This is a genomic window from Cyclobacterium roseum (assembly GCF_010119225.1).
In the GTDB taxonomy this organism is placed as follows: domain Bacteria; phylum Bacteroidota; class Bacteroidia; order Cytophagales; family Cyclobacteriaceae; genus Cyclobacterium; species Cyclobacterium roseum.
This window is the reverse complement of the sequence record NZ_WNKF01000005.1, coordinates 104,484-126,196: the sequence shown is the minus strand read 5'-3', so window position 1 is coordinate 126,196 and position 21,713 is coordinate 104,484. Positions and strand designations below refer to the sequence as shown.

Below are 21,713 nucleotides of genomic sequence, written 5' to 3'. Positions count from 1 at the left end.
CCGGATAGACAAAAAGTTAACTACTAAGGTCAATAGATGTCAAAACTTGATAAAAAGTATAAAGAGAAAGAGGATTATGAAATTGACCTCATTGGTCTGGTTAAAGCCGTTTGGATAAGCCGTAGACTGATTATTTCTATTACACTTATTTTTATGGTGATCGGGTTGTTAGTTGCATTACTTTCGCAAAAGGAATATACAGCTTCTTCAACTTTTGTTCCTCAGACAGCCGAATCAGGAAAAAATGGGAGCAGTCTTAGCGGGTTGGCCTCCCTTGCAGGGATCAACCTAGGTGGGGTGTCCGGCGGATCTGAAATACCTCCCATTTTGTACCCTAAATTAGTTTCTTCTGTTCCATTTCGAAAGATGTTATTGGATGCAGAAATTTCACTGCCCGGGTCCAATGAAAAAGTTACCTATAAGAAATATTATACACAAATATATTCTCCTGGCATCTTGGGCATAGTAAAGGAATATACCTTAGGTTTACCGGGAAAACTTATCAAAGTTTTTCGAAATGATTCACCCATCACAGATTCCTCTGCTTCGGACCAGAATCTAATGATCGTGAGTAAAGAGGATTATGACTTATTTAAACGATTGGAAGGTCAATTGGAAGTTAAATCAAACGATAAAGAGGGATTTACCTCTATATCTTTTATAATGCCTGATCCGAAAATGGCGGCCCAGATGGCGAAATTTACAGAGAGTCTCCTGCAAAAAGAAGTCATTGCTTATAAAATTCAGAATGCAAGGGAACAATTGAAATTTACTGAATCCCAGTTTGAAGAAAAAAAGGAAGAATTTCAAAAAATTCAAGCCGAACTTTCTAATTTTAGAGACAGGAATCAAAATATAGTTTCTGCATCTGTGAATAACGAATTACAACGACTTGAGGCCGAATACAATTTTGCATTTAATATCTACACAGAACTAGCCAAACAACTTGAACAAGCAAAACTCCAAGTATCTAAAGATACCCCTGTTTTTTCTATAATCGAACCAGTGACAGTTCCCGCTGAAAAATCAGCACCTAAAAGGCCTTTGATTTTAATCGTTTTTACCTTTGTAGGTTTAGTTGTCGCCTTAGGCGTAGTCTTCGGTACCTCAACCCTGCGTGGCTTGAAAGAAGAATGGGAAAAGGTATAGCCTTCAAAGTGATTTTCGGTGGTTTTGACGATTCATCTCATGGTTTTTTAGCTGATCTATTTTTTTATAATTCAGTTAGTTTAACATTTGATAAACACACCTTTTTGCCTTCCATATTTCGAAAAGCCCTTTGAACTAGCTTAAAGAGTATTTTTAGGACATCAATGTTAAATTTTTGAATTCTTTAGTAAGAAAAATCATCTCAGGCTCGTTTTGGACTGCGTTAGGCCAATTGATTACGCTGGTAATTGTACTGCTTACAAACATTTGGCTTGCGCGACTGTTGTCTCCGGAGGATTTTGGAAAGGTAGCCATCATTATGTTTTTCATAACGGTATCCAATGTATTGACCGAAGGTGGGTTTTCCGGGGCATTGATACGGAAGGAAGACACCAGGCAGATTGACTATTCCACTGTTTTTATTTTTAACTTAGTAGTAAGTTTAGTTTTATTCTTTTTAATCTTTCTATTTTCCGGATCTATTGCCTCGTTTTACCAAGATCCAACTTTGGAATATTTATTAATTGGGGCATCCTTTATTTTAATTATCAATTCATTTCAGATAATCCAAAATGCGAGGTTACTTAAAAGTTTACGATTCCGCCAGAAAGCTATTTATAGATTTTTTGCGGTATTATTTGGATCATCGATAGGAATCGTTAGTGCTTATTTTGGAGCAGAGGTGTGGTCTTTAATTTTTGTACAGGTTTTCACCTCATTATTTATGACCTTAATTCTATGGGGCTTCGAAGGCGCTATGTTGTCGTTTAGATTTAATATTAAATCCTTTAGAGAACTATTTGGCTTTGGGGTAAATACGACCATTGCTTCTGTACTTAATTCTGCATTTGATAACATTTACCAACTGATCATTGGTACTTATTTTTCCGTCTCCCAGGTGGGTTTTTTCTATCAGGCTAAGAAAATTCAGGATGTTCCCAATAATTTAATTAATATGGTAATCCAAAGTGTATTTTTTCCATCTTTTTCCAAGATACAGAATGATAAAAACCAGTTTTACAAGGTTTATTTTGGGTTTGTGAGTATCCTTACGCTGATTATGGGAACCATTTTCTCATTGATCTTCATTTTTTCGGATAAAATAATTGCTATACTATTTGAAGCCAAATGGATAGATTCCTCCTTTTACTTGAAATTTTTAACCGTTAGTTCCTTCTTTTACATACAGGATATGTATAGTAGAACCATATTTAAGGTGTTTAACCAAACAAGAAAAATACTTTATCTTGAAATATTTAAAAAGATTTTTCACAGTCTGACAATAGTGATTGGGATTGTCTACGAAGACTTGGTTATACTGCTTTTGGGTTTGATACTGACCAATCTTCTAAGTTATTGTGTAAACTTCTATTTTTCCAGGAAGATTGTTAATAGTGAGTCTAATAAGGAAATAGTGTTTATGCTTAAATCATTATTTATTTTCACCACATTGGTTTATATGTTTTTGATACTGCAAGAGTTTTTTGCTCAATCCTTTTATTCTTTTCTGTGGATGGTTCCTTTATTTCTCGGTTTTATCGTGCTGGCAACCGTTGTTTTCCAAATGATTAACTACAAAGAGGTTATTAAATATTTTAATAAATTATGATACACCGATTTATCGATTTCTATAGAAGAAAGTTTTGGACAAAAGAAAGGTATGCCCGGTATATAGGTGTATCCTTTGGGAGGGATTGCCGGTTTGTAGGCGACGTTAAATTTGGCACCGAGCCTTATCTCATCAAAATGGGTAATCACGTAAGTATTACTAATTCCACGTTTATTACCCATGATGGAGGTATTTGGGTGTTTCGAAATGAATATCCTGATTCTGATATAATAAAACCCATTGTTATTGGAAACAATGTTTTTATTGGATCTAATTGTATAATTTTGCCTGGTGTTGTAATCGGTGATGATGTTGTAATTGGAGCCAATTCCATCGTAACCAAAGATCTTGATTCTAATTATGTTTATGGAGGATCACCGGCAAAGAAAATTAAACCTATTTCGGATTATAAGAAAAAGATAATTGAGGAGGCACTTCCCATTAAGAAGTATTCGTTTAACGATAAAAAAGTTTATCTAATGAATTTATATAACAACGTTAATAAATGTAATTAATCTTTTGATTTATATTTACATGGATTCACAAGTACTTTATAAATGTTTTGGATTTTACTAAATTGGTTTTTGTTTTAATGATTGAAGTTTGTTTTTTGTAATGAAAATCAAGTTTTTTTACATTTTATATAGTTTAATAATTGTATTAGAATTTTATTTTTTGTTTAGTTATTCGTCTGAACTCAATTATTATCATATATACCGGGTATTGATTTTTCTTATTGGATTTTCAGTTATTTTTCTGATTAAAGTTAAGCAAATTAATTCACGGATTGTTTGGATATCTCCTTCAATTTTACTCTTGTTTGGATATGCTGTTGTTCACTTTCAAATGTTTTTTTATTTGACATTTGGAATTGATTTGAAAAATCACCTTTTCGATTTCGTTTGGGCTTCATCTTCAGTTATTAATAAATCAGCATCCATTTCCTTAATAGGGTTTTTAGCATTTCAATTTGGATATTTTTCTTCTTCCAATAATTTTGTAGGACATTCAAAAAACAAGAGTTTTTTAGTAAAATTTTATGAAAAAAGGGGTAGTGATATAATTCTAATTTGTACTACCTATGCTTTGTATTTTCTTTTTCTATTTATTGATGATTCATACAGAGGTGGTAGTTATCAATTAGAGGAAGGGATTGGAGGGTATTTCTTTTTGATATTCAATATTATGCTAACTGCAATTATTTGTATTAAACTTTTGAGAATTCATAATACGTTTGATTCAATAGATTTAATATCTTATATTAACGAAATAGGGTTACCCGTAGTTATCATTTCGTTCTGGCACATCTTATTTTCATTGTATATAGGTGATAGAGGTCCGGTAATTTCATATAGTTTGTTGCTATTTGGTTTATTTTTCTTTAAGTATTTTAATCTCAGATTTATTTTTTTAATCTTGATTGTTATTTTTGGAGCAACCTTTTTAACGATTGTAGGTAAAGCAAGAAGAGTTCAGAGCAATGGAGGTATTATTGCAAAGTATAATGAGGTTACATCCCAAGAGTCTTTAAGTAATCGGTTTGAGACATCTGTACCTCTCGAACAAACTGTTGAATTGGCGCTTTCCATCAGATGTCTTAATCATGCAATATTGAACGTTCCATCCGATTTTAGTTTTAAATATGGGTTCTTTCAGATTAAACAACTATTTTCTATAATTCCCGGCGGGAGCAGCTTTTTCCTTAAACTTACAGACAAAGGTTATATATATGATGGGTCTGCTAATTATATTACCTATTTAATCCAAGGTGAGAATCCTTTATACGGTGATGGGACTACTGTAGCTGCGGATTTGTATCTTGATTTTGGAGCAGTTGGTGTTTTTGCGGGAATGTTTGTTTTTGGATTTCTTATTTATCGAGGAGAGTTTATTCTTTTTAATAATTCTAAGTCCTTGTTTTATTGGTTATTTATTTTAATTTACTTTTCTTTTTCTTTATATATTGCTAGGTCATCCTTATTATTTAATTTCAAAATAGTTATAATAGGTTATTTAATTTTGTATGTTAATTATATAGTTATTTTATTTAATGAAAAAAAAGGTAGTATTTTTAGTAAGTAATCTAAATGTTGGGGGTTTGGAGACCTATCTTTTAAGGTTTTTGCAGTGTTCCCATTTTAAATTTGATGAAATTGCTGTTGTTTGTAAGCAAGGTTTAGGTGGAGAGCTGGAGAATGAATATTCATCCTATTTTAATGTTTCGATTAAATTTCTAAGATTATCCTATTTTAATGTTTTTGGGTATTTCAAATTTTTTTTCTTTCTAAAATCTTTTAATCCGATCTCGGTTTGCGATTTTACGGGAGATTTTGCAGGACTTACTTTATATGCTTCCAAAAAGGCTAACGTACCAAACAGATTGGTTTTTTATAGAGACTCAAAATACCAATTTAGAATCACTAGATTTAAACGATTGTATATTTTCTTTCTAAAAAAGCTTTTGGGATTATCTGCTACCCGGTACCTTTCAAATTCTGTCGAGGCGTTTAATTACTTTCACCCCCAATGGGCTGAGGCAGAGCGTTCCAGATATAGAGTTATTTATAACGGTGTGCCTGCATTTCCCCCTGGTTTTCGGCGATCTGCTTTTAGGTCCAAATTGGGTTTTAAGAAATCTGATTTTATAATTGGACATGTTGGTAGCTATAGGTCTGCTAAAAATCATTCCGTAATTGTGGATGTAGCCGCATTTCTTGTTAAAAAAATTCCAGAGGTTAAATTTCTATTGGTTGGAAAGGATGTAGAAAGCGGTCTTTCTGAACGGTTAACTAAGGAAGGTTTAACCAATCATTTTTTCTTGCCCGGTAACCAAAAGGATGTTGTCAATTATTTATCGGTGATGGACGTATTTCTATTCCCCTCTCTTAATGAAGGACAACCAAACGCTCTGATTGAGGCTCAGTTAGCTGGAATTCCTATTGTTGCGAGTGATATACCCACCATCAAGGAGAGTACACCGTCGGTGGTTTCTCCCTACCTTCATCCTCCTCTAGATGCTGATTTATTTAGTCAATCCATTTTGAGTATTTATGCAGATGGATGCATTTATGATGTAGAGGATGTCAGCTCCTGGGCTAAAACCGAATTTGATCCCTCATCCCGATTTTCCGAGTTTTTACAAGAATTAGTATGAAGTTATTGTTTGTTCATGATCACTATTTTTACCAGGATACAAAAGGTGATTTCTATTCTGCGGGTGGTTTTCCTTATTATCTTTGGGAAAAGTACCTGAAGCATTTCGATGAGATACTGGTTATTGGAAGAGATGGCGGACCAGTAATAGATGGAGATAATCTGGTACTAAGTTCCCATTCAAAAGTTTCGTTTCACTTGGTGGATAAAATTTCTACTCCGAGTGCCATTAAAAACGTGTTTAAAGTAAAAGACAAAATATGGAAATTGATTTCTAACGTTGACGCAGTGGTCGTTCGTTTTCCCAGCGAAAATGGTTTGATTGCCTTTAATTATGCCAAAAAGGAAAATGTTCCTTGTGCCGTCGAAGTCGTTGGCTGTGCTTTTGATGCTTTGTGGTATCATGGTGGGATAATTAGTAAAATTTACGCACCAATTTTATTTTTACGCATGAAAGCGGCTGTCAAAAAGTCATGCTTTGTCCTTTATGTCTCTAAACGTTTTTTGCAAAAAAGATATCCGGCAAATTCTTTAGCATTTACGACAAATGCATCAGATGTTGATCTCCCAAATCTTAATTCCGCCGTGTTGAAGGAAAGGGCTGTTCGGTATGCTACTCCATTTCATCAAAAAGATAAGCTCGTATTTGGGATTATAGGAAATTTTAAAACCAAATATAAAGGACTACATGTTTTAATCAATTCTCTAGGTAAACTTAAACGCAGAAGTTCATTGCCTGCTTTTGAGCTTAGGATTTTGGGTAAAGGAAACCCTGAAGACTATATGTCCCTGATTGAGGAACTAGATTTGTATTCTAATGTTATTTTTGATGGCACCCTTCCAAATGGCGAACCTGTCTTACAATGGATCGATAAGATTGATGTTTATGCTCAGCCCAGTCTCACGGAAGGGTTGCCTAGATCATTAGTTGAAGCAATGAGCCGAGGGGCCATTTGTATTGGTTCTGATGTGGGCGGTATCCCTGAGCTCTTGTCTCCGGAATTTTTATTCAAAGCTGGTAACGTTGATTCGCTTTCTGAAACGCTGCGGCATTTAATTTATTTGTCAGGCGAGAGGTTGCATAATATAGCCGATCAAAATTTTAAAATAGCCAGTCAATTCTCCTCAGATAAATTATCAACAAGAAGGTATTCCTTTTATCAAAATCTTCGTGAATCCATCCAATGAATCAGATAAAATACCAATTTAGATACTATTTGCCGGTTTGGTTTTTGTTGCTTATAACAGGTTGGCTGCCTGATAATAAATTTTCAATAAGAATTAGAGGGTATTTAGTAGCGCTATTTTTGCCAGGTCATCCAAAGAGACTTGAGCTTGGGAGAGATGTCACCTTGCTCGGTATCAACAATCTTTTTATTGGTGATAATGTGTATTTGGCCAAAGGAACCTGGATAAACGGAAAAGGTAAGGTGGTAATTGAAGATGAGGTGATTATCGCTCCCTATGTAATAGTGGTGTCTACTTCTCATGGATTTAAAGATGGGTCTGTTAGGTACGGAGGTACTCATTTTTCACCCGTCTTGATTTCTAAAGGAACATGGGTAGCTGCGCACTGTACTATTTCTTCTGGTACAATCATTGGTCCTGGTTGTATGATTGGGGCAAATAGTTTTGTTTCCGGTAAATTTGGATCTAATTTATTTATTGGTGGTGTTCCTGCCAGGGTAATTAAAGAGAGGGCTGATAATCCAGGTATTTAATAAATGAGAAAAATTAAAATTTGTGTTGTGATAGGCACGGCGATGAATTTGAATAGTCTGTATAAGGACCAATTCAAATTCCTTATGAGAAATGGTTTTGAAATCACTGGTATTGCTCCTCCTGGAATCGAACATGATTGGCTGAACGATGATGGCATTAAAACCAAAGTAATAAAAATAAGACGTACTCCATCGCTTTTTTACGATTTGTATAGTTTGGGTAACTTAATTTTCTTCTTTGTTTTTAATCGGTTCGATATCATTAGTGTCTCCACTCCTAAAGCATCTTTACTTGGAACCTTAGCAGCTTGTCTATCTTTTCATAGAAACATTAATTATACCCTAAGAGGCCGCGCTTATGAGAACACAACCGGAATTAGAAGATTTGTATTTGAAAAAATAGAACAATTCATCTGTTTTTCATCCAAAAACGTGTTTTGTATTTCACATGAACTCAGAGCTGACTTTATCCGAAAGGGGCTTTGTGACCCCAAAAAGATATTCGTAATCGGCAAGGGCTCCAGTAATGGTGTCGATTTGAAACTGTTTTCCAAAAATCCAATCAATACAGAAGCAGGAGAAAGGATAAGGGCAGCGCTTTCGTTAAAACCCACCGATGTACTATTGCTTAATTCGGGCAGATTAAGAAAGGACAAGGGAATTAACGAGTTGGTTTTGGCTTTTAGAGAACTTCTGAAATCCCATGATAATTTGTACTTGTTATTGCAGGGTACATTTGAAGAATTTGACCCGTTGGATGTAGAAGTAATGGATGAAATTCGAAAAAACCCCAAAATATTCGTTCATGAATGGTCTAAAACCATTGATTCGTATTTGGTTGCTTGTGACATTTTCGTTTTCCCTACTCATAGGGAAGGTTTTGGAAATGTAGCAATCGAGGCTTCTGCGATGGAAGTGCCTGTGGTCGCTTTTGATGTTATTGGTTGCAGGGAGAGTGTTAAAGATGGAGTCTCTGGGATTCTCTGTGGCGATATTTCTGTAGATAACCTGGTTCAAGGTTTAGAACCATTAGTCGCTGATACAGATTATAGACTTAAATTAGGTAAAACGGGTAGGGAATGGGTAATTGAAAATTTTCAATCGGAATTTATTTGGAAGGAGTTATTGAAAGTTTATAGAAGAATGGTTTCCCAATGATCTATAGGTCCTTATTGATATTACTGTTTTTTTTAATTAACGGTGCTAAAAATTATGGGCAAGAGCTAAATTCCAATAACTCGATTTTTAATGAGTTGGCTCGTAGGGATGCACTGCTTTCTGACGAAGTAGACCAAATTAATTCTTTTTCGTTGCGCCCTTTTCCATTTAATGTTGATTCCGTTGTCAATAATTCAGAACCGGTCCGACTGGATCCAATTCCTGTTTTCTCTGTCAACAAATTTAATTCTAATAGACCGTATGGCTGGGGAGACTTTGGATTGACTTCTAGTGTAGGTATACAAAATTATATATCATCTGGACTGACTGCAAAGTTATATTTATTCAATATCGATTTTCAACCAGAGTTTATTTATGTACAAAACAAGTCTTATTTTGGCTTCCCTGATGACTTTCCTGAAATTGTAAACCAGGATCGGTTTTTATTTTATAATCATGGTGACTATCCGGAGCTTTTTGGGGAAGGTCCTTTCTATCGATTTTGGTGGGGACAATCTAAAATCACCTTTTCCCTTGGTCCGATTGAGACCGGGTTAAGTACCAAGAGTATCTGGTGGGGCCCTGGTCAATGGAATTCATTAACCTTTTCCAATAACTCCCAATCCTTCCCCCACCTGACGATGAAGACAGCTACACCAATTAACACGTTTGTGGGAGAATTTCAATCTCAACTATTGCTTGGTCGCCTAAATGATTCCGGTTTTGCTCCCACTCAGCACGACGAATTAAATAATAAGTACTTCCGAAATTTTTCAGGTGATTGGCGTTATTTGAACGCATTGCTTATATCATACTCTCCAAAATGGATTCCTGGCTTATCCGTTGGGTTTACCAGGACCTTCCAGCAATACAATGAAAACAGAGATAATAGTTTTCGATCTATTTTTCCAATTTTTGAAGCATTTCAAAAGAAGAAATTTTTTGAAAATGGAAATTCTGTCGCCTATGATAATTTGGCCATGGATCAGCAAGCTACTGTTTTTGGACGATTCATGTCCCAAAAAGCCAAAGGAGAAATTTATTTTGAATATGGTAGAAGGGACCATGCCTATAACTTCAAGGAAGCAATTTTAAATCCTGAGCATGCCCGCGCTTTCATATTTGGGTTTAAAAAATTGTTTACAGTTCCGGGCATAGAGGATTATTTTCTTCAGTTCCGTGGTGAAATCACCCAGCAGCAGCAGTCAATTAACCGCATTATGAGATATTTTGGTGCTGGTGGTGGATCAACCTGGCATACTCACTATCAGGTACGAGGATTTGCTAATTATGGTCAAGCGTTAGGGGTTGGCATTGGTACCGGATCAAATATTCAATCGTTTGAGGTGGGGTTAGTTGATAAATTTGATAAAATTGGGTTATTGTTTGAAAGACTAGAAAATCACCAGGACTTTTTTTACAGAAGTCTATATTCCTCAGAGGAAAATAAACCCTGGGTAGACCTTAGCATTGGTTTCCTGTTCGACAAGCGATGGGATCAGTTCCTGCTGAGCTCTAAAGTTCAATTGATCAATGGCCGCAATTACCAGTGGCAGCTTGACCCCAATAGCACCCCGGAATTCCCCAAAGGCAAACACCTTTTTTCCGTCCATTCGCAGGTCAGTCTTATCTACCTTTTTCAGAAAAATCAGCAACTCAACCCTTGAGTTTCTAGGCCAATTAGCTTCTGATTTCACCCTCTCCGTAATTCAATCACCGTAATTTCCGGCCAGATGCCTACCCGGCCCGAAAAGGCATGAAATCCAAATCCCCTGTTGACATACAAGTAATTTCCAGCATATTCAGCCAGACCCGCCCAGTTGGGGTACCGGTACTGTGCCGGACTCCATCGAAACAGCGGTGTCTCTATCCCAAATTGCATGCCATGGGTATGACCACTTAAGGTAAGGTGTATTTTTTTAGGATGCTTTTTAACTTGTTCGTCCCAGTGAGACGGGTCGTGTGAAAGTAAAATTTTGAATTCCTCATCCCCCACACCCAGCAGGGATTTTTCCAGATCTCCTTTGGATTGAAAGCCCACGCCCCAGTTTTCCACGCCCATCAGCCGGATTTTCTCGCCATCTTTCTCAATCACCCGATTTTCATCCAGCAACAGATCGTAGCCCAACTTTTGGTGCTGCTGTTTCAGGTGCTCGAAATTCGCTTTTTTGGCCTCGGGACTTGGCCAGGATGAATAATCCCCATAGTCATGATTGCCTAAAATAGAATACTGTCCATAGGGAGCTTTGATTCGTGAAAAAGCTTCCAGCATGGGCTCGATTTCATCTGCCTTGTGATTGACAAGGTCTCCTGTAAATACAAATAGATCGGAATTTTGAGAGGTGGCAAGTTCAGCACCTCTTTTTACTGCCTCCATATCCGTAAAGCTCCCCGCATGGATATCGGATAGCTGGGTGATGGTAAACCCATCAAAGGCTTCCGGCAGGTCTTTGAAATAAATGGTCTTCCGGAGGGTTCGGAAATCGTATTTTCCTTTTACAATCCCGTACACGAAAGCCGTGAAAGGAATGGCAGCCACCGCAAAGGCGATTTGGCTGACGAACTTGCGCCGGTCCGGGTAAACGGCCTGGCTTTCGGCCTGGCCCGAAGAAAATCCGGATGAAAAATAGGAGATGGCTGCACTCACCGTCCGGTAGATATCTTCTCCAAATAAAAATACAATGATCGAAAGCTGGGTCACAGCTATCGTCAGGAACAAGTTTAACGATTTCTGAGAAGTAGTGGATATTTTGCCCTCCTGCATGATGATAAAAAAGGTCAGCCCTATCCACAGGCTGATCCCGCCAGCCACTACCCAATAGGCTATTTTTCCTTTTGCAAAGAACGTTTCAGGCAGCAGGGTTTTAACTCCCTGATACACGTACCAATTCAAAAAAAATAGAACAACTAATAAAATTAAAATAAAGACGATACCTCCCACTTTTGTCATGGTTTTTTATGCTATCCTAATTAATCGCAAACCGGGTGAAAAGGTTTGTTTATTTGCAGAAAAAGCGGCAATTACTGAATCGCTTGTGGACTATAAGGGCTGAATGTGAACAGAAGCCGTCAAGCTGGCTTCTTGCAACTGATCGCCTCCAAAGGTTCCGTGAACCGGCAGGGTGTTTTTAGGGAGAAAACTACAGGCCAATGGAATGTAATGTTCATCGGTCATCAGGCCCAGGCTGGGGTCCAGGCCCACCCATCCGGCTCCCGGCAAAAAAGTTTCGACCCAGGCGTGGAGCTCATGCCCTTCGTCCAGTTCAGGATTAAAGGCATAGCCACTGACAAACCGGGATGCCAGCCCCAAATGGCGCAGTATTTCGATCAACATCCAGGAAAGGTCCCGGCAGGAACCCCTTCCGGCAGCAAAGGTTTGGGTGGCAGGCCAGAGGTTTTCTTCCTCTCTGATGATGTGCTTCCAATCGGCATGAATGGAGGCATTCAGCTCGGTTAAAAACTGAATGGGATCTTTGCTGGTAAGTTTGGCCAGACCATACTGTTTCAGTAGGGAGTTATTACTATGCCCAAGATAAGCCTGGAGCAAAGGCATATCGTCCTCCGGATACTGGAACGGAATCGCTGCATTTCGATCCAGCTTATTAATAAAACCCTGATCCACCAAAAACAGAAATGGATTGAACGGACTGTGTGTGGATTCAAAAGAGGTGCTGATGCTAAGCTTACTTGATTTTTTTGAAAACCAAACCTGGAAATAGGGATTGCCCTCTATACTGTATCGCTCATTCATTCCATCCGGTTCGGGCTGTATTTGAAGTGAAAATCTGCTAACCTCAAAATAGTTTCTCGGAAGCGGCTTCAAAAAAAGACTATGGGGGTTAAGCCCAACCGGCTGGTGGTAGTCGTAAGTGGTGTGGTGTTCAATCTTTAGACGCATGGTTTTTCATTTTAAGGGAGAGGAAACCCGGCATCTGTGGGCATCAAATGGAGGGAAATCTATTCGCTTTCTTCTATTTCTTCGTGAAAGAAAGCTTTTTTTAAGATATCTGCTGGCAATTTATGAATGGCTTCTTTCAACGAGTTATTCCAAAATTCAGATAAATGATGCAATTCGTGCTGTTCAAACCGGTTTTCAATAATTTGGTAACTATTGTTTTCAAGTATGACGGTGTCTATCGGATAGTCTACGTCATTTGCGCTGATTCGAGTGGCATCGAAAGCTAGGAAGGCACTTTTTAAGGCAAAATAAAGCGGCTCTTCATACTTTAACGACCTTCGCAGCACGGGGTTGCCGAAACCCGTATTACCAATGATGACAAACGGGGTTCCCTGCCGGATTTCGATCCAGTTACCCTGCGGATACAATAAGAAAAGCCGGGGCTCTTTGTCTTCTTCCAACTGTCCCCCGATGATGGAAAAAAGATTGAAAGTGAATCCCGATTTTTCCAATGAATCCATGTCTTCTTCCGCCACTCTTTTTACTTGGTCGGCAAATCCGTTGACCGCTTTGTACAACCGGTCAAAGGAGGCATCTTCTCTTTCGATTAGCTCTCCAAAATAGGTGATGGCCTTGTCCCGCACTGAGCGCAGGCCCGATGTCATAATAAAGAACGAGTGCTTTTTTCTATTGACAGTGTATAATTTTTTTGATGTCGTGGTTTCGTTGCCTGAGGTAATTCTGGTATCCGCTAGCCCTACAATCCCGTGTTTTGTCTTAATTCCAATACAAAATGTCATCCTTGCTCCATAGTTTGGCTTACAAAGTTATCTTTTATTTGGAAATAATTATCGTTTATCTGATTGGATATAAAATTGATTTTTACCTGAAGGTGTTCGAGGTATTCGTGAAGTCCTGTAGCGATGATATCGCTGACATCATCAAACTCAAGTTTAGACCGCAGTTCTCCCATGGATTTTTCGGCCGAATTCGAGAATCCGGAACCATTGGTGCCTGAAATTTTAAATAAGCTTTGCTCGGCTTCCTTTAGGCAGAAAAATACGGACCGGGGAAAGTATTTGTTCAAGACCAAAAATTCGACCACGCAAGAGGGATCTATGGTCCCGTAAAGCCGCCGGTAGGTATTAAAGGCCGTCACCGATTTTAGCAAGGCCATCCAATGAAGAAAGTCAAGTGGGGAGCCTACCTCTTTCGGAGAGGGGAGTAGAATATGGTATTTCACATCCAGAATACGGGAAGTCTTATCAGCCCGTTCCAGGTATTGCCCCAATTGGCGAAAATACCAGCCCTCCGTACGGGCAACGGTACTGTCTGCGATACCGTAAAGCAGTAGGATCTGAGATTTGACGGATTCAAAGAAATGCCGGGGGTCCTCGTTTTTCCAAACCTTACTTTCCGAAGCTTTTTTGACAAAATGATAGGTTTCATTGAGCTTTTCCCAGGTTTCTTTGGTTAGGTTTTCCCGCACGATTCGGGCATTTTCCCTGGCTTTGGATACGGATGAAATGAGCGAATTGGAATTGCTGGTGTCAAAGGCCAGGAAATAAATAACCTCCTGCATGTTGTATCCCTGATTTTTTGCCTGGTAGAGGTCTTTGTCTCCCGTAGCCAGTACCAGGGGCTCCCATTGCTCCTTCAGGTCTCCCGGGAGGTCCAACATCAGGTTGAAATTAACATCTATAAAACGGGCGTAATTTTCCGCTCTCTCAAGGTATCTGCCCAGCCAGTAAATGGAATTTGCTACTCTACTTAACATATTGGTTTTTCTTGGTTAGTACAATACCCAGGTATCTTTACTGCCCCCTCCCTGGGAGCTGTTTACGACAAGTGACCCTTTCTTCAAGGCTACGCGGGTAAGGGCTCCCGGGATTACCTCAATTTCTTTACCGTATAATACATACGGTCTCAGGTCCACATGCCGGCCTTCGATAGACTTATTGTCTATGATGGAGGGAACGGTTGAAAGGGAAAGCGTTGGTTGTGCAATGTAGTTTTTCGGGTTATTTTGAATTAGTTTTCGGAATTTTTCGTGTTCTTCCGCATCTGCCTTCGGACCGATTAACATGCCATACCCTCCTGCCGCGTTCGTTTCTTTGACGACCAGGTTGGCGATATTTTTCAATACATACTCCCGGTCTTCCGCTTCGCGGCAAAGGTAGGTAGGGACATTTTTTAAAATGGGCTCCTGATCGAGGTAATACCGGATGATTTTAGGTACGTAGGCATAAACGGCTTTGTCATCCGCAACTCCGGTTCCCGGAGCGTTGGCCAGGGCAATGTTACCGGCCTTATAGGCATCGAAAAGACCGGGGATTCCCAGCATCGAATCCGGGTTAAAAGCAAGCGGGTCCAAGAAGGTATCGTCAATCCTTCGGTACAGCACATCTATCTGTTGCAGTCCTTTGGTGGTTTGCATGTATACCTTTTTATTTTCTACCAAAAGGTCCATTCCTGATACCAATTCTACCCCCATTTGCTGGGCCAGGTAGGAATGCTCAAAATAGGCAGAATTGTATACCCCGGGTGTCAAGACCCCAATCACTGGTTTCGGTTTATCGGAGAGAAACTGCAGCATTTCCAGCAGTTTGGTACTGTAGTCAGATACCGGACGAACGCCAAGTGTATTGAAAAGTTCCGGAAAGGCCCTTTTGATGATTTCCCGGCTTTCCAGCATGTAGGATACTCCGGAGGGGCATCTTAAGTTGTCTTCGAGAACATAGAAAGCACCATCCTTATCTCTGACCAGATCGGTACCGGTAATGTGACACCAGATGCCTTTCGGCGGCGTTAGGCCGATGCAAGGCTTGAGAAAGTCTTTGCTCCCGACAATCAGCTCCTTTGGAATGATCTCATCTTTAAATATTTTTTGCTCATTGTAAATGTCCTGAAGGAAGAGATTCAGTGCATCAATTCGCTGCTTGAGTCCATCTTCCAATACCTTCCACTCATGTCCCGGGATGATCCGGGGAATGATGTCCAGGTGAAGAATCTTTTCCATGCCTTCTTTGTCATGGTAGACGTTGAACGTCATACCCATGGCCATTTGCGCTTTGTCAGCCGAATATTGAAGGTGACTGAGTTTTTTGGCCGAAGTGCTTTGAATAAATTTACCGAAACGGTCGTAATGTCCCCTCAGTTCCTGATTCTCTTCGAACATTTCATCGTAAAAACCTTGTTGGTTGTTGTGGATTACCTTCATGGTGGGTAGTTAAAATCCGTTGATTTGGTCGTTCTATTAAATTATTGTCAATAAATTAAGTAAATATTGTTGAAATTACAATGAATTTCAGGGAAAGACCCTGATTTTTTACTTTAAAAGGACGATTTTTAGACAAAATTGGAACAAGCAGTAAGAATTAACCTATGTGTTTATTTCTGCCAGCCGAAGCAGAAATGCATATTCCATCGCCAATTCTTTTAATGCCCTGAACCTCCCGCTGGCTCCCCCATGGCCCGCTTCCATATTGGTGTGTAAGAGAAGCAAGTTGTCATTGGTTCGCATGGCCCGCAATTTAGCCACCCATTTTGTCGGCTCCCAGTATTGTACCTGGCTATCGTGCAGCCCTGAGGTGACCAATAGGTGCGGGTAATCTTGCGCTTTTACGTTGTCATAGGGAGAGTAAGATAGGATGTACTCATAGTATTCCTTATCCTTGGGATTTCCCCACTCGTCAAACTCTCCGGTTGTTAAGGGGATACTTTCGTCCAGCATGGTGGTCAGTACATCCACGAAGGGAACCGCCGCGATGACGCCAAAGAAGAGCTCCGGACGTTCGTTCATAACCGCTCCCATGGTCAAGCCGCCCGCACTTCCGCCCATGGCAAAGAGCTTATTTTTGTGCACATATTTTTCACGAATCAGATGTTCTGCGCAGGCAATGAAATCGGAAAAGGTATGTTTCTTTTTTAGCATTTTGCCCGCTTCATACCAATGCCGCCCCATTTCCTGCCCGCCCCGCACATGCGCCATGGCGAATACAAACCCCCTGTCTAAAAGGCTCAGTCTGCTCGAACTAAAATAGGGATCTGTACTTAACCCGTAGGCACCATAAGCATACAGAAGCAAGGGGTTTTTTCCCGTTTTGGCAAATAAATCTTTTTTGTATACCAAGGAAATAGGGATTTCCTGTCCGTCCGGTGCAGTTGCCCAAACTCTTTCCGACTGGTAGTCTTCCGGCTCGTGGCCACCCACCACTTCTTGCTGCTTCATTAGGGTCTTTTCCCGGCTGTCCATGTGATAGTCAAATATGGAGGCGGGGGTGGTTAGGGAATTATAACCGTAGCGTAGCACCTCGGTATAAAATTCAGGGTTGTTTCCCAACCACACCGTGTAGGCAGGATCCTGCATGCGGATGGTGTGCTTTTGGCTCCCATCCCAGCGGTGGATCTCCAGACGGCTTAAGCCATTGAAGCGATTGGAAACTACCAGGTGATGCTTAAATACTTCGAATTCTTCCAACAATACATTTTCCCGCACAGGAATTACTTCTTCCCAATGGGGTTTATCCGGTTGGTTGATGGGAGCCTTTACCAATTTGAAGTTTGTTGCCCCGTCTGCATTGGTCAGAATTACAAAATGTTCCTCGTAGTGCTCAACCTCGTATTCCAGGTCCTTCTCTCTTTTCTGAATGAGCTTCCATTTTTCATTGGGCTTATCGGCAGCCAAAAACCGGTACTCGGAAGAGATGGTGCTTTGGCTGGCCATGAAAAGGTATTTTCTGGATTTGGATTTTTGTACCTGAAGGGTGAATTTTTCGTCCTTTTCCTCAAAAACCAGTTTATCATCCGATTGCTTTTGCCCCAATGTGTGCTTGTAAACCCTGTTTGACCGAAGGGTATTTGGATCCTGCTGGGTGTAAAAAAGGGTTTTATTATCGTTTGCCCAGGCCATGTTACCGGTGATGGCAGCTATCGATTCCCCGATTATTTCCCCGGTGAGCAGGTCTTTAAAGTGAATGGAATAGATCCTGCGCCCCACCTCATCGGAGGCAAAAGCCAGCAAATTCCCGTTTTCAGAAATAGCCAGGGCATTGACATGGAAGTATTCCTTTCCTTCAGCCAATTCGTTCACATTTAGAATAACCTGTTCCTCATGGGTCAATTGTTCCTTTTTCCGGCAATAGATCGGGTACTCCTTCCCCTTTTCGTACCTTTGGTAATAGTAATAACCATTTTTAAAATACGGCACGCTGGAATCGTCTTCCTTTATCCGCCTTTTCATTTCCTCGAATAAGGTCTCCTGCAGCGCTTTATCGGAAGCAAGGCATTGTTCTTTATAGTCATTTTCCTGTTCAAGGTAGGCGATGACCTCCGGGTTTTCCCGGTCGTTCATCCAATAATAATCGTCTATCCTGGAATGGGTATGAAAATCGAGTGTTTTTGGCGATAATTTTGCTTTTGGAGCTTTTATTTGAAATTGATTTGCCATATTTTTAATCTAAAATTTTTTATTTTTCCGCTGCTAATTTCAAAAACGATTCAATTAACGATCTATATTGAAAAGAGCTACGATTTATTTCAAGGTACTAATTACTACTTCTAACTAACAAAAGCATGGGATTGATTAAAGAATTTAAGGATTTTGCTGTAAGGGGCAATGTGGTAGATCTTGCCGTGGCAGTAATCATGGGCGGTGCATTCGGGAAAATAGTGTCTTCACTGGTGAATGACATCATTATGCCCCCCATCGGCTTATTGCTAGGTGGAGTAAATTTCAAAGATCTAATGATTGTACTAAAAGAGGCTTACGTGGATCCGACTGGGGTGGAAGTGGCTGCAGTGAGCATTCGGTATGGTAATTTCATTCAGTTTGTAGTGGATTTTACGCTGGTAGCCCTTGCTGTTTTTATGATGGTGAAGTTGATCAATACCCTAAAGAGAAAGGAAGAAGCCGCACCCACTCCTCCGCCACCTACTGTAAACAAAACAGAGGTTTTGTTAGAGGAAATCAGAGATCTTTTAAAGAACCAAAACGGATGAATTTAACCGGTAAAGGAAGGTTGCTCATTCTTTACCGGTTAAACTGGTACCTCAGCTGAAAAGTGGTTTCCGTTACCTCGTTTCCAGGGATTTCCTGCAAGCCTGAACCGATTCCTTCCCTATTGGTGTAGGTCGTTTTTGCCCATCTGGCCCAACAGGTCAATTGATTGTTGATTTTGTATTGTGCCAGCAAATAGCCCCTCATCCCTTGTCCATAAAAATTGGGGACCGAAAAGGCCCAAAGCACATTCTTTTCAAACAGGTATTGGCGGTTTTCAAAATCATCGGTATCAAATAACGAAACCCTTCCACTGAATTTCCAATTGCCCACACTGCCCGTTAAATCCTGAAAAATAGCAAAGCCTCTGGTCTTGGTTCCATTTATTTGATAGGAGCTGTGTTGGATTCTGGTCTTTGCCTGCCACCATTGATTAGGTTGGTAGCTCATGTTCCAGACGAAGTTTTTTCGCTTGCCTTCGGCCAGTAAATATTGGTTATCCGACTGCTCATCCGATAATAGGTTTCTGCTTTTTCTTTCTTCTCGCCATTGGAAGAAAAACACCAATTGCTTATTCGGGGTGTAGGTAAACCGGCTAAGCCACTCGCTGCCCGAAGAGGGAGCATACATGCGGAACCGCATCCAGGGAAAGGAAAAATGATCGTAATAGGCAGACCAGCTGATTTTTCGGGTGGGTTTATAGCTCAGCCCCAGGTAGAAGCCCTCTTCGTTTATGGGCCGGGAGCCTTCGGAAAATGCATTGCCATAGAACGAATGAAAATTTCGGTCAAATTTTCGCCATACCAGGGAAAAATCTATCTGCCGGCTCAAGCTGCTCATGATGCCCACTACCTGTCCCATTCCCATGCTTTGGGAAAGGGCCGACTCGGCAAAAAAGTAATGATTGGCAACATTATAGGAAAGGTAAAGGCTGCCGATGGAATTGGACCTTCCTCGAAATTCGAACTGATTGTATATCCTTGCCCTGGGCAACAGAGGGCGGCTGTATCGGGTGAGAAGAAAATTGGCACCCGCCTGCAGGTTATTTGTTGGATGCTGGTAATGGATGTTTGTCCCTATATTTTGTTCCCTGGCCCGGGCTTTTTTTTGGATTTCACTTGCTGTTCGGTGGTATCCTGAAAGGACAAGCGAAGATAAATGGCCATCGGAGGATTCCAGGCTGTCTTGTAGCACTTGGATACTTGCGTTTCTGGGAGCGAGGGAATACATACCCGTCCATTGAACGTTTCCTGTTTGGTAGGTAACCGCTCCTCCCCGAAAAAAACCGGTTTCTAAAACCGAGGTATAGGGTCGGAGACCCAGAGAACTTCTTCGAACGGTAGACACCGTTTCCGATCCTTTTCCGACTGAAAATCCTGCCCCAAATACCAGTCCCTGCCCGAATTGAAGCTGATAATCGCCCAAGGTGAGCATCTTCATAGCTCCTTTATTGTAGAGGGAATAATGAAAAGACAAAAAATCCATTCCATACCTTCGGGTTTTTCCATCCCAAACGAATGGTTCACCGGCATCTTTATCAGCGGTCAGGCCCAGGCTGAAATCACCCGGTTGTTGTAATCGCAGCCTGGCGTACACGTCATTGGGATCCCCGAGATAGCGGCTACTCAGCGCGCCACCAGGCAGGGTATCCGGCGGGCTAAATCCCTTTCTGGTTTGCCAGACCCTTCGTTGCCTAAGAATAAAATAGGCATTTTCCGCTGTTCGGATCCGTTTGAAACCAGGAACGCCCGGAAGCGTTTGACTGGAATTCAATTGTACAAAGGGCAGGATACTTTCGATCGTTTTCAAATCCCACTCAGGAATGGCTTGCAATTCGTATGTGGAAAGCAAAGGGCCAAATTCAGTTCGATAGCTCAAAAACGTTTCTACCTGCAAGGGGGAAAGGATATGCAGCGACCTCAGCTCTTCGGCGGAGACTATTTGTAGGTCCAGGGGGTTTAGGTGAACCTGCAGGAGACTTTCATAGAGGTCTTCATAAGGAATGTCCTCGTCCTGAAAGGCAAAGCGCTCTTCAATGAACCGTTCGATGTCCAGATCGTTCGTAGGTAAGGATTGGGCAGAAAGAATTTGAAAACAGCCCGGCAGCAAAAATATAAGAAGGAATCGAGCTATCAAGGGTCGGAAAGGTTGTAATTGAGGGAAAAATGGTGGGTATAGCCCAAAAGAAAATGCCGGCTCATGGCATAATCTACCTGAAACCTTCTGGGCATGAAACCAATACCGAAAAACAGGTGATTGGGATTGGTATTGATACCTGCTCTGGCCCATAGTTTTTGCTCAAAACCATAGGCCAATCCCGCTTTGAACCTGGCAGGAGTAAGCAATTCTTTTTCAGACTCGAAATTCAATAGGAGATTTTCCGAGGGGCGGTAGGAAATCCCTGCTTTTACAGTGGTGGGCAGGTAGTCCTTACTGGATTTGCTAATAGCCGCCCGGGTGATATTGTAAGCATGGGCGCCAAAAAAAAAGCCCGGAAGCAGTTCAGCCAGACCTCCAAATTCAATGACCGGCTGGGCACTGCGCCCAAATCCTTCAATATTGGTTTGAAAATAGCTGATTTTGACTCCGAGGCTTGCCAGACCGAGCTGCCTGGCGATGCCAACACCGACTTGCTGTTGGTTAAATAGCTTTCCGCCATAGCTGGAAATGCCGATACCCAGATTCCCCAGGTTACTGGTGGGAATGAGGAGGCCGGTGGAGAGGGTGGTGAGTTCTGATAAGCCCAGCCGGTGGTCATAGCCAGCTATGGCTCGCAGCTCCTGCTTGGCCTTTCCCAGTGCGCCGATGTTGTTAAAGACGGCCCAGGGATCATTGAGGGTGACGCTGGCGTTACCCATGCCCATGCTAAGGGCACCTTTCGGGAAATGATCCATGCTGTTTTGCGAATGCCCGGTAAGGACACTCAAAAAGGAAAAAAACAGAAGGGCCGGAATCCATTTCTCCATGATTCGAAAAGTTGGGAAAACACCTAGCGACAAATGAATTTAATACAAAAAAATGTATTTT

At 40.8% G+C, this 21,713-nt stretch carries 18 protein-coding genes; 10 read left to right on the top strand and 8 right to left on the bottom strand.

Annotation, left to right across the window (positions count from 1 at the left end; all coding sequences use genetic code 11):
• Window positions 1–36 precede the first annotated feature (36 nt).
• From GJQ68_RS09210 to GJQ68_RS09170, 9 genes are all read left to right on the top strand, one after another.
• Window positions 37–1,149 carry a Wzz/FepE/Etk N-terminal domain-containing protein gene (locus tag GJQ68_RS09210; protein WP_162417014.1) on the top strand — a complete coding sequence of 371 codons (1,113 nt, stop codon included), beginning with the start codon at window positions 37–39 and terminating at the stop codon, window positions 1,147–1,149.
• A 175-nt stretch (window positions 1,150–1,324) separates the two neighbouring features.
• Complete coding sequence (locus GJQ68_RS09205; RefSeq protein ID WP_162417013.1) at window positions 1,325–2,758, top strand: lipopolysaccharide biosynthesis protein; 1,434 nt, start codon at window positions 1,325–1,327, stop codon at window positions 2,756–2,758.
• The gene (locus tag GJQ68_RS09200; protein WP_162417012.1) at window positions 2,755–3,273 is read left to right on the top strand and encodes an acyltransferase; all 519 of its coding nucleotides are present in this window, start codon (window positions 2,755–2,757) and stop codon (window positions 3,271–3,273) included. Before GJQ68_RS09205 ends, GJQ68_RS09200 begins: the two co-directional genes overlap by 4 nt.
• Before the next feature lie 343 nt (window positions 3,274–3,616).
• The gene (locus GJQ68_RS09195) at window positions 3,617–4,840 is read left to right on the top strand and encodes an O-antigen polysaccharide polymerase Wzy (RefSeq protein ID WP_162417011.1); all 1,224 of its coding nucleotides are present in this window, start codon (window positions 3,617–3,619) and stop codon (window positions 4,838–4,840) included.
• Window positions 4,809–5,912 carry a glycosyltransferase gene (locus GJQ68_RS09190; RefSeq protein WP_162417010.1) on the top strand — a complete coding sequence of 368 codons (1,104 nt, stop codon included), beginning with the start codon at window positions 4,809–4,811 and terminating at the stop codon, window positions 5,910–5,912. Before GJQ68_RS09195 ends, GJQ68_RS09190 begins: the two co-directional genes overlap by 32 nt.
• Complete coding sequence (locus tag GJQ68_RS09185) at window positions 5,909–7,099, top strand: glycosyltransferase family 4 protein (RefSeq protein WP_162417009.1); 1,191 nt, start codon at window positions 5,909–5,911, stop codon at window positions 7,097–7,099. Before GJQ68_RS09190 ends, GJQ68_RS09185 begins: the two co-directional genes overlap by 4 nt.
• A complete protein-coding gene (locus GJQ68_RS09180) occupies window positions 7,096–7,632 on the top strand; it encodes an acyltransferase (protein ID WP_162417008.1) in 537 nt (178 codons plus the stop codon). The genes GJQ68_RS09185 and GJQ68_RS09180 overlap by 4 nt, the downstream gene beginning before the upstream one ends.
• A gap of 3 nt (window positions 7,633–7,635) precedes the next feature.
• Window positions 7,636–8,790, top strand: coding sequence for a glycosyltransferase (locus tag GJQ68_RS09175; protein ID WP_162417007.1), 1,155 nt, complete (start codon window positions 7,636–7,638; stop codon window positions 8,788–8,790).
• Window positions 8,787–10,457, top strand: a complete 1,671-nt coding sequence (locus GJQ68_RS09170; protein ID WP_162417006.1) for a capsule assembly Wzi family protein — start codon at window positions 8,787–8,789, stop codon at window positions 10,455–10,457. Before GJQ68_RS09175 ends, GJQ68_RS09170 begins: the two co-directional genes overlap by 4 nt.
• A 26-nt stretch (window positions 10,458–10,483) precedes the next feature.
• On the opposite strand, the gene GJQ68_RS09165 is transcribed toward GJQ68_RS09170, so the two are convergent.
• The 6 genes from GJQ68_RS09165 to GJQ68_RS09140 form a co-directional block, all read right to left on the bottom strand.
• Window positions 10,484–11,740 (bottom strand): metallophosphoesterase, encoded by a 1,257-nt coding sequence (locus GJQ68_RS09165; protein ID WP_162417005.1) that lies wholly within the window; start codon window positions 11,738–11,740, stop codon window positions 10,484–10,486.
• Between the two features lie 90 nt (window positions 11,741–11,830).
• Complete coding sequence (locus GJQ68_RS09160) at window positions 11,831–12,688, bottom strand: transglutaminase family protein (RefSeq protein WP_162417004.1); 858 nt, start codon at window positions 12,686–12,688, stop codon at window positions 11,831–11,833.
• Window positions 12,689–12,747: 59 nt separating this feature from the next.
• Window positions 12,748–13,488: a peptidase gene (locus GJQ68_RS09155; RefSeq protein WP_162417003.1), complete on the bottom strand. Its 741-nt coding sequence runs from the start codon at window positions 13,486–13,488 to the stop codon at window positions 12,748–12,750.
• Window positions 13,485–14,465: an alpha-E domain-containing protein gene (locus tag GJQ68_RS09150; protein ID WP_162417002.1), complete on the bottom strand. Its 981-nt coding sequence runs from the start codon at window positions 14,463–14,465 to the stop codon at window positions 13,485–13,487. Before GJQ68_RS09150 ends, GJQ68_RS09155 begins: the two co-directional genes overlap by 4 nt.
• A gap of 15 nt (window positions 14,466–14,480) precedes the next feature.
• Window positions 14,481–15,908: a circularly permuted type 2 ATP-grasp protein gene (locus GJQ68_RS09145; RefSeq protein ID WP_162417001.1), complete on the bottom strand. Its 1,428-nt coding sequence runs from the start codon at window positions 15,906–15,908 to the stop codon at window positions 14,481–14,483.
• Between the two features lie 162 nt (window positions 15,909–16,070).
• Window positions 16,071–18,137 (bottom strand): S9 family peptidase, encoded by a 2,067-nt coding sequence (locus tag GJQ68_RS09140; protein WP_162417000.1) that lies wholly within the window; start codon window positions 18,135–18,137, stop codon window positions 16,071–16,073.
• A 125-nt stretch (window positions 18,138–18,262) separates the two neighbouring features.
• Between GJQ68_RS09140 and mscL the strand changes: the two genes are divergently transcribed.
• A complete protein-coding gene (mscL, locus tag GJQ68_RS09135; RefSeq protein WP_162416999.1) occupies window positions 18,263–18,688 on the top strand; it encodes a large-conductance mechanosensitive channel protein MscL in 426 nt (141 codons plus the stop codon).
• A 31-nt stretch (window positions 18,689–18,719) separates the two neighbouring features.
• Here mscL and GJQ68_RS09130 read toward each other — a convergent pair whose 3' ends face one another.
• Together GJQ68_RS09130 and GJQ68_RS09125 are read right to left on the bottom strand one after the other, a co-directional pair.
• Complete coding sequence (locus tag GJQ68_RS09130; RefSeq protein ID WP_162416998.1) at window positions 18,720–20,822, bottom strand: helix-hairpin-helix domain-containing protein; 2,103 nt, start codon at window positions 20,820–20,822, stop codon at window positions 18,720–18,722.
• Window positions 20,819–21,652, bottom strand: coding sequence for a PorV/PorQ family protein (locus GJQ68_RS09125; protein WP_162416997.1), 834 nt, complete (start codon window positions 21,650–21,652; stop codon window positions 20,819–20,821). Before GJQ68_RS09125 ends, GJQ68_RS09130 begins: the two co-directional genes overlap by 4 nt.
• Between the last annotated feature and the right edge of the window lie 61 nt (window positions 21,653–21,713).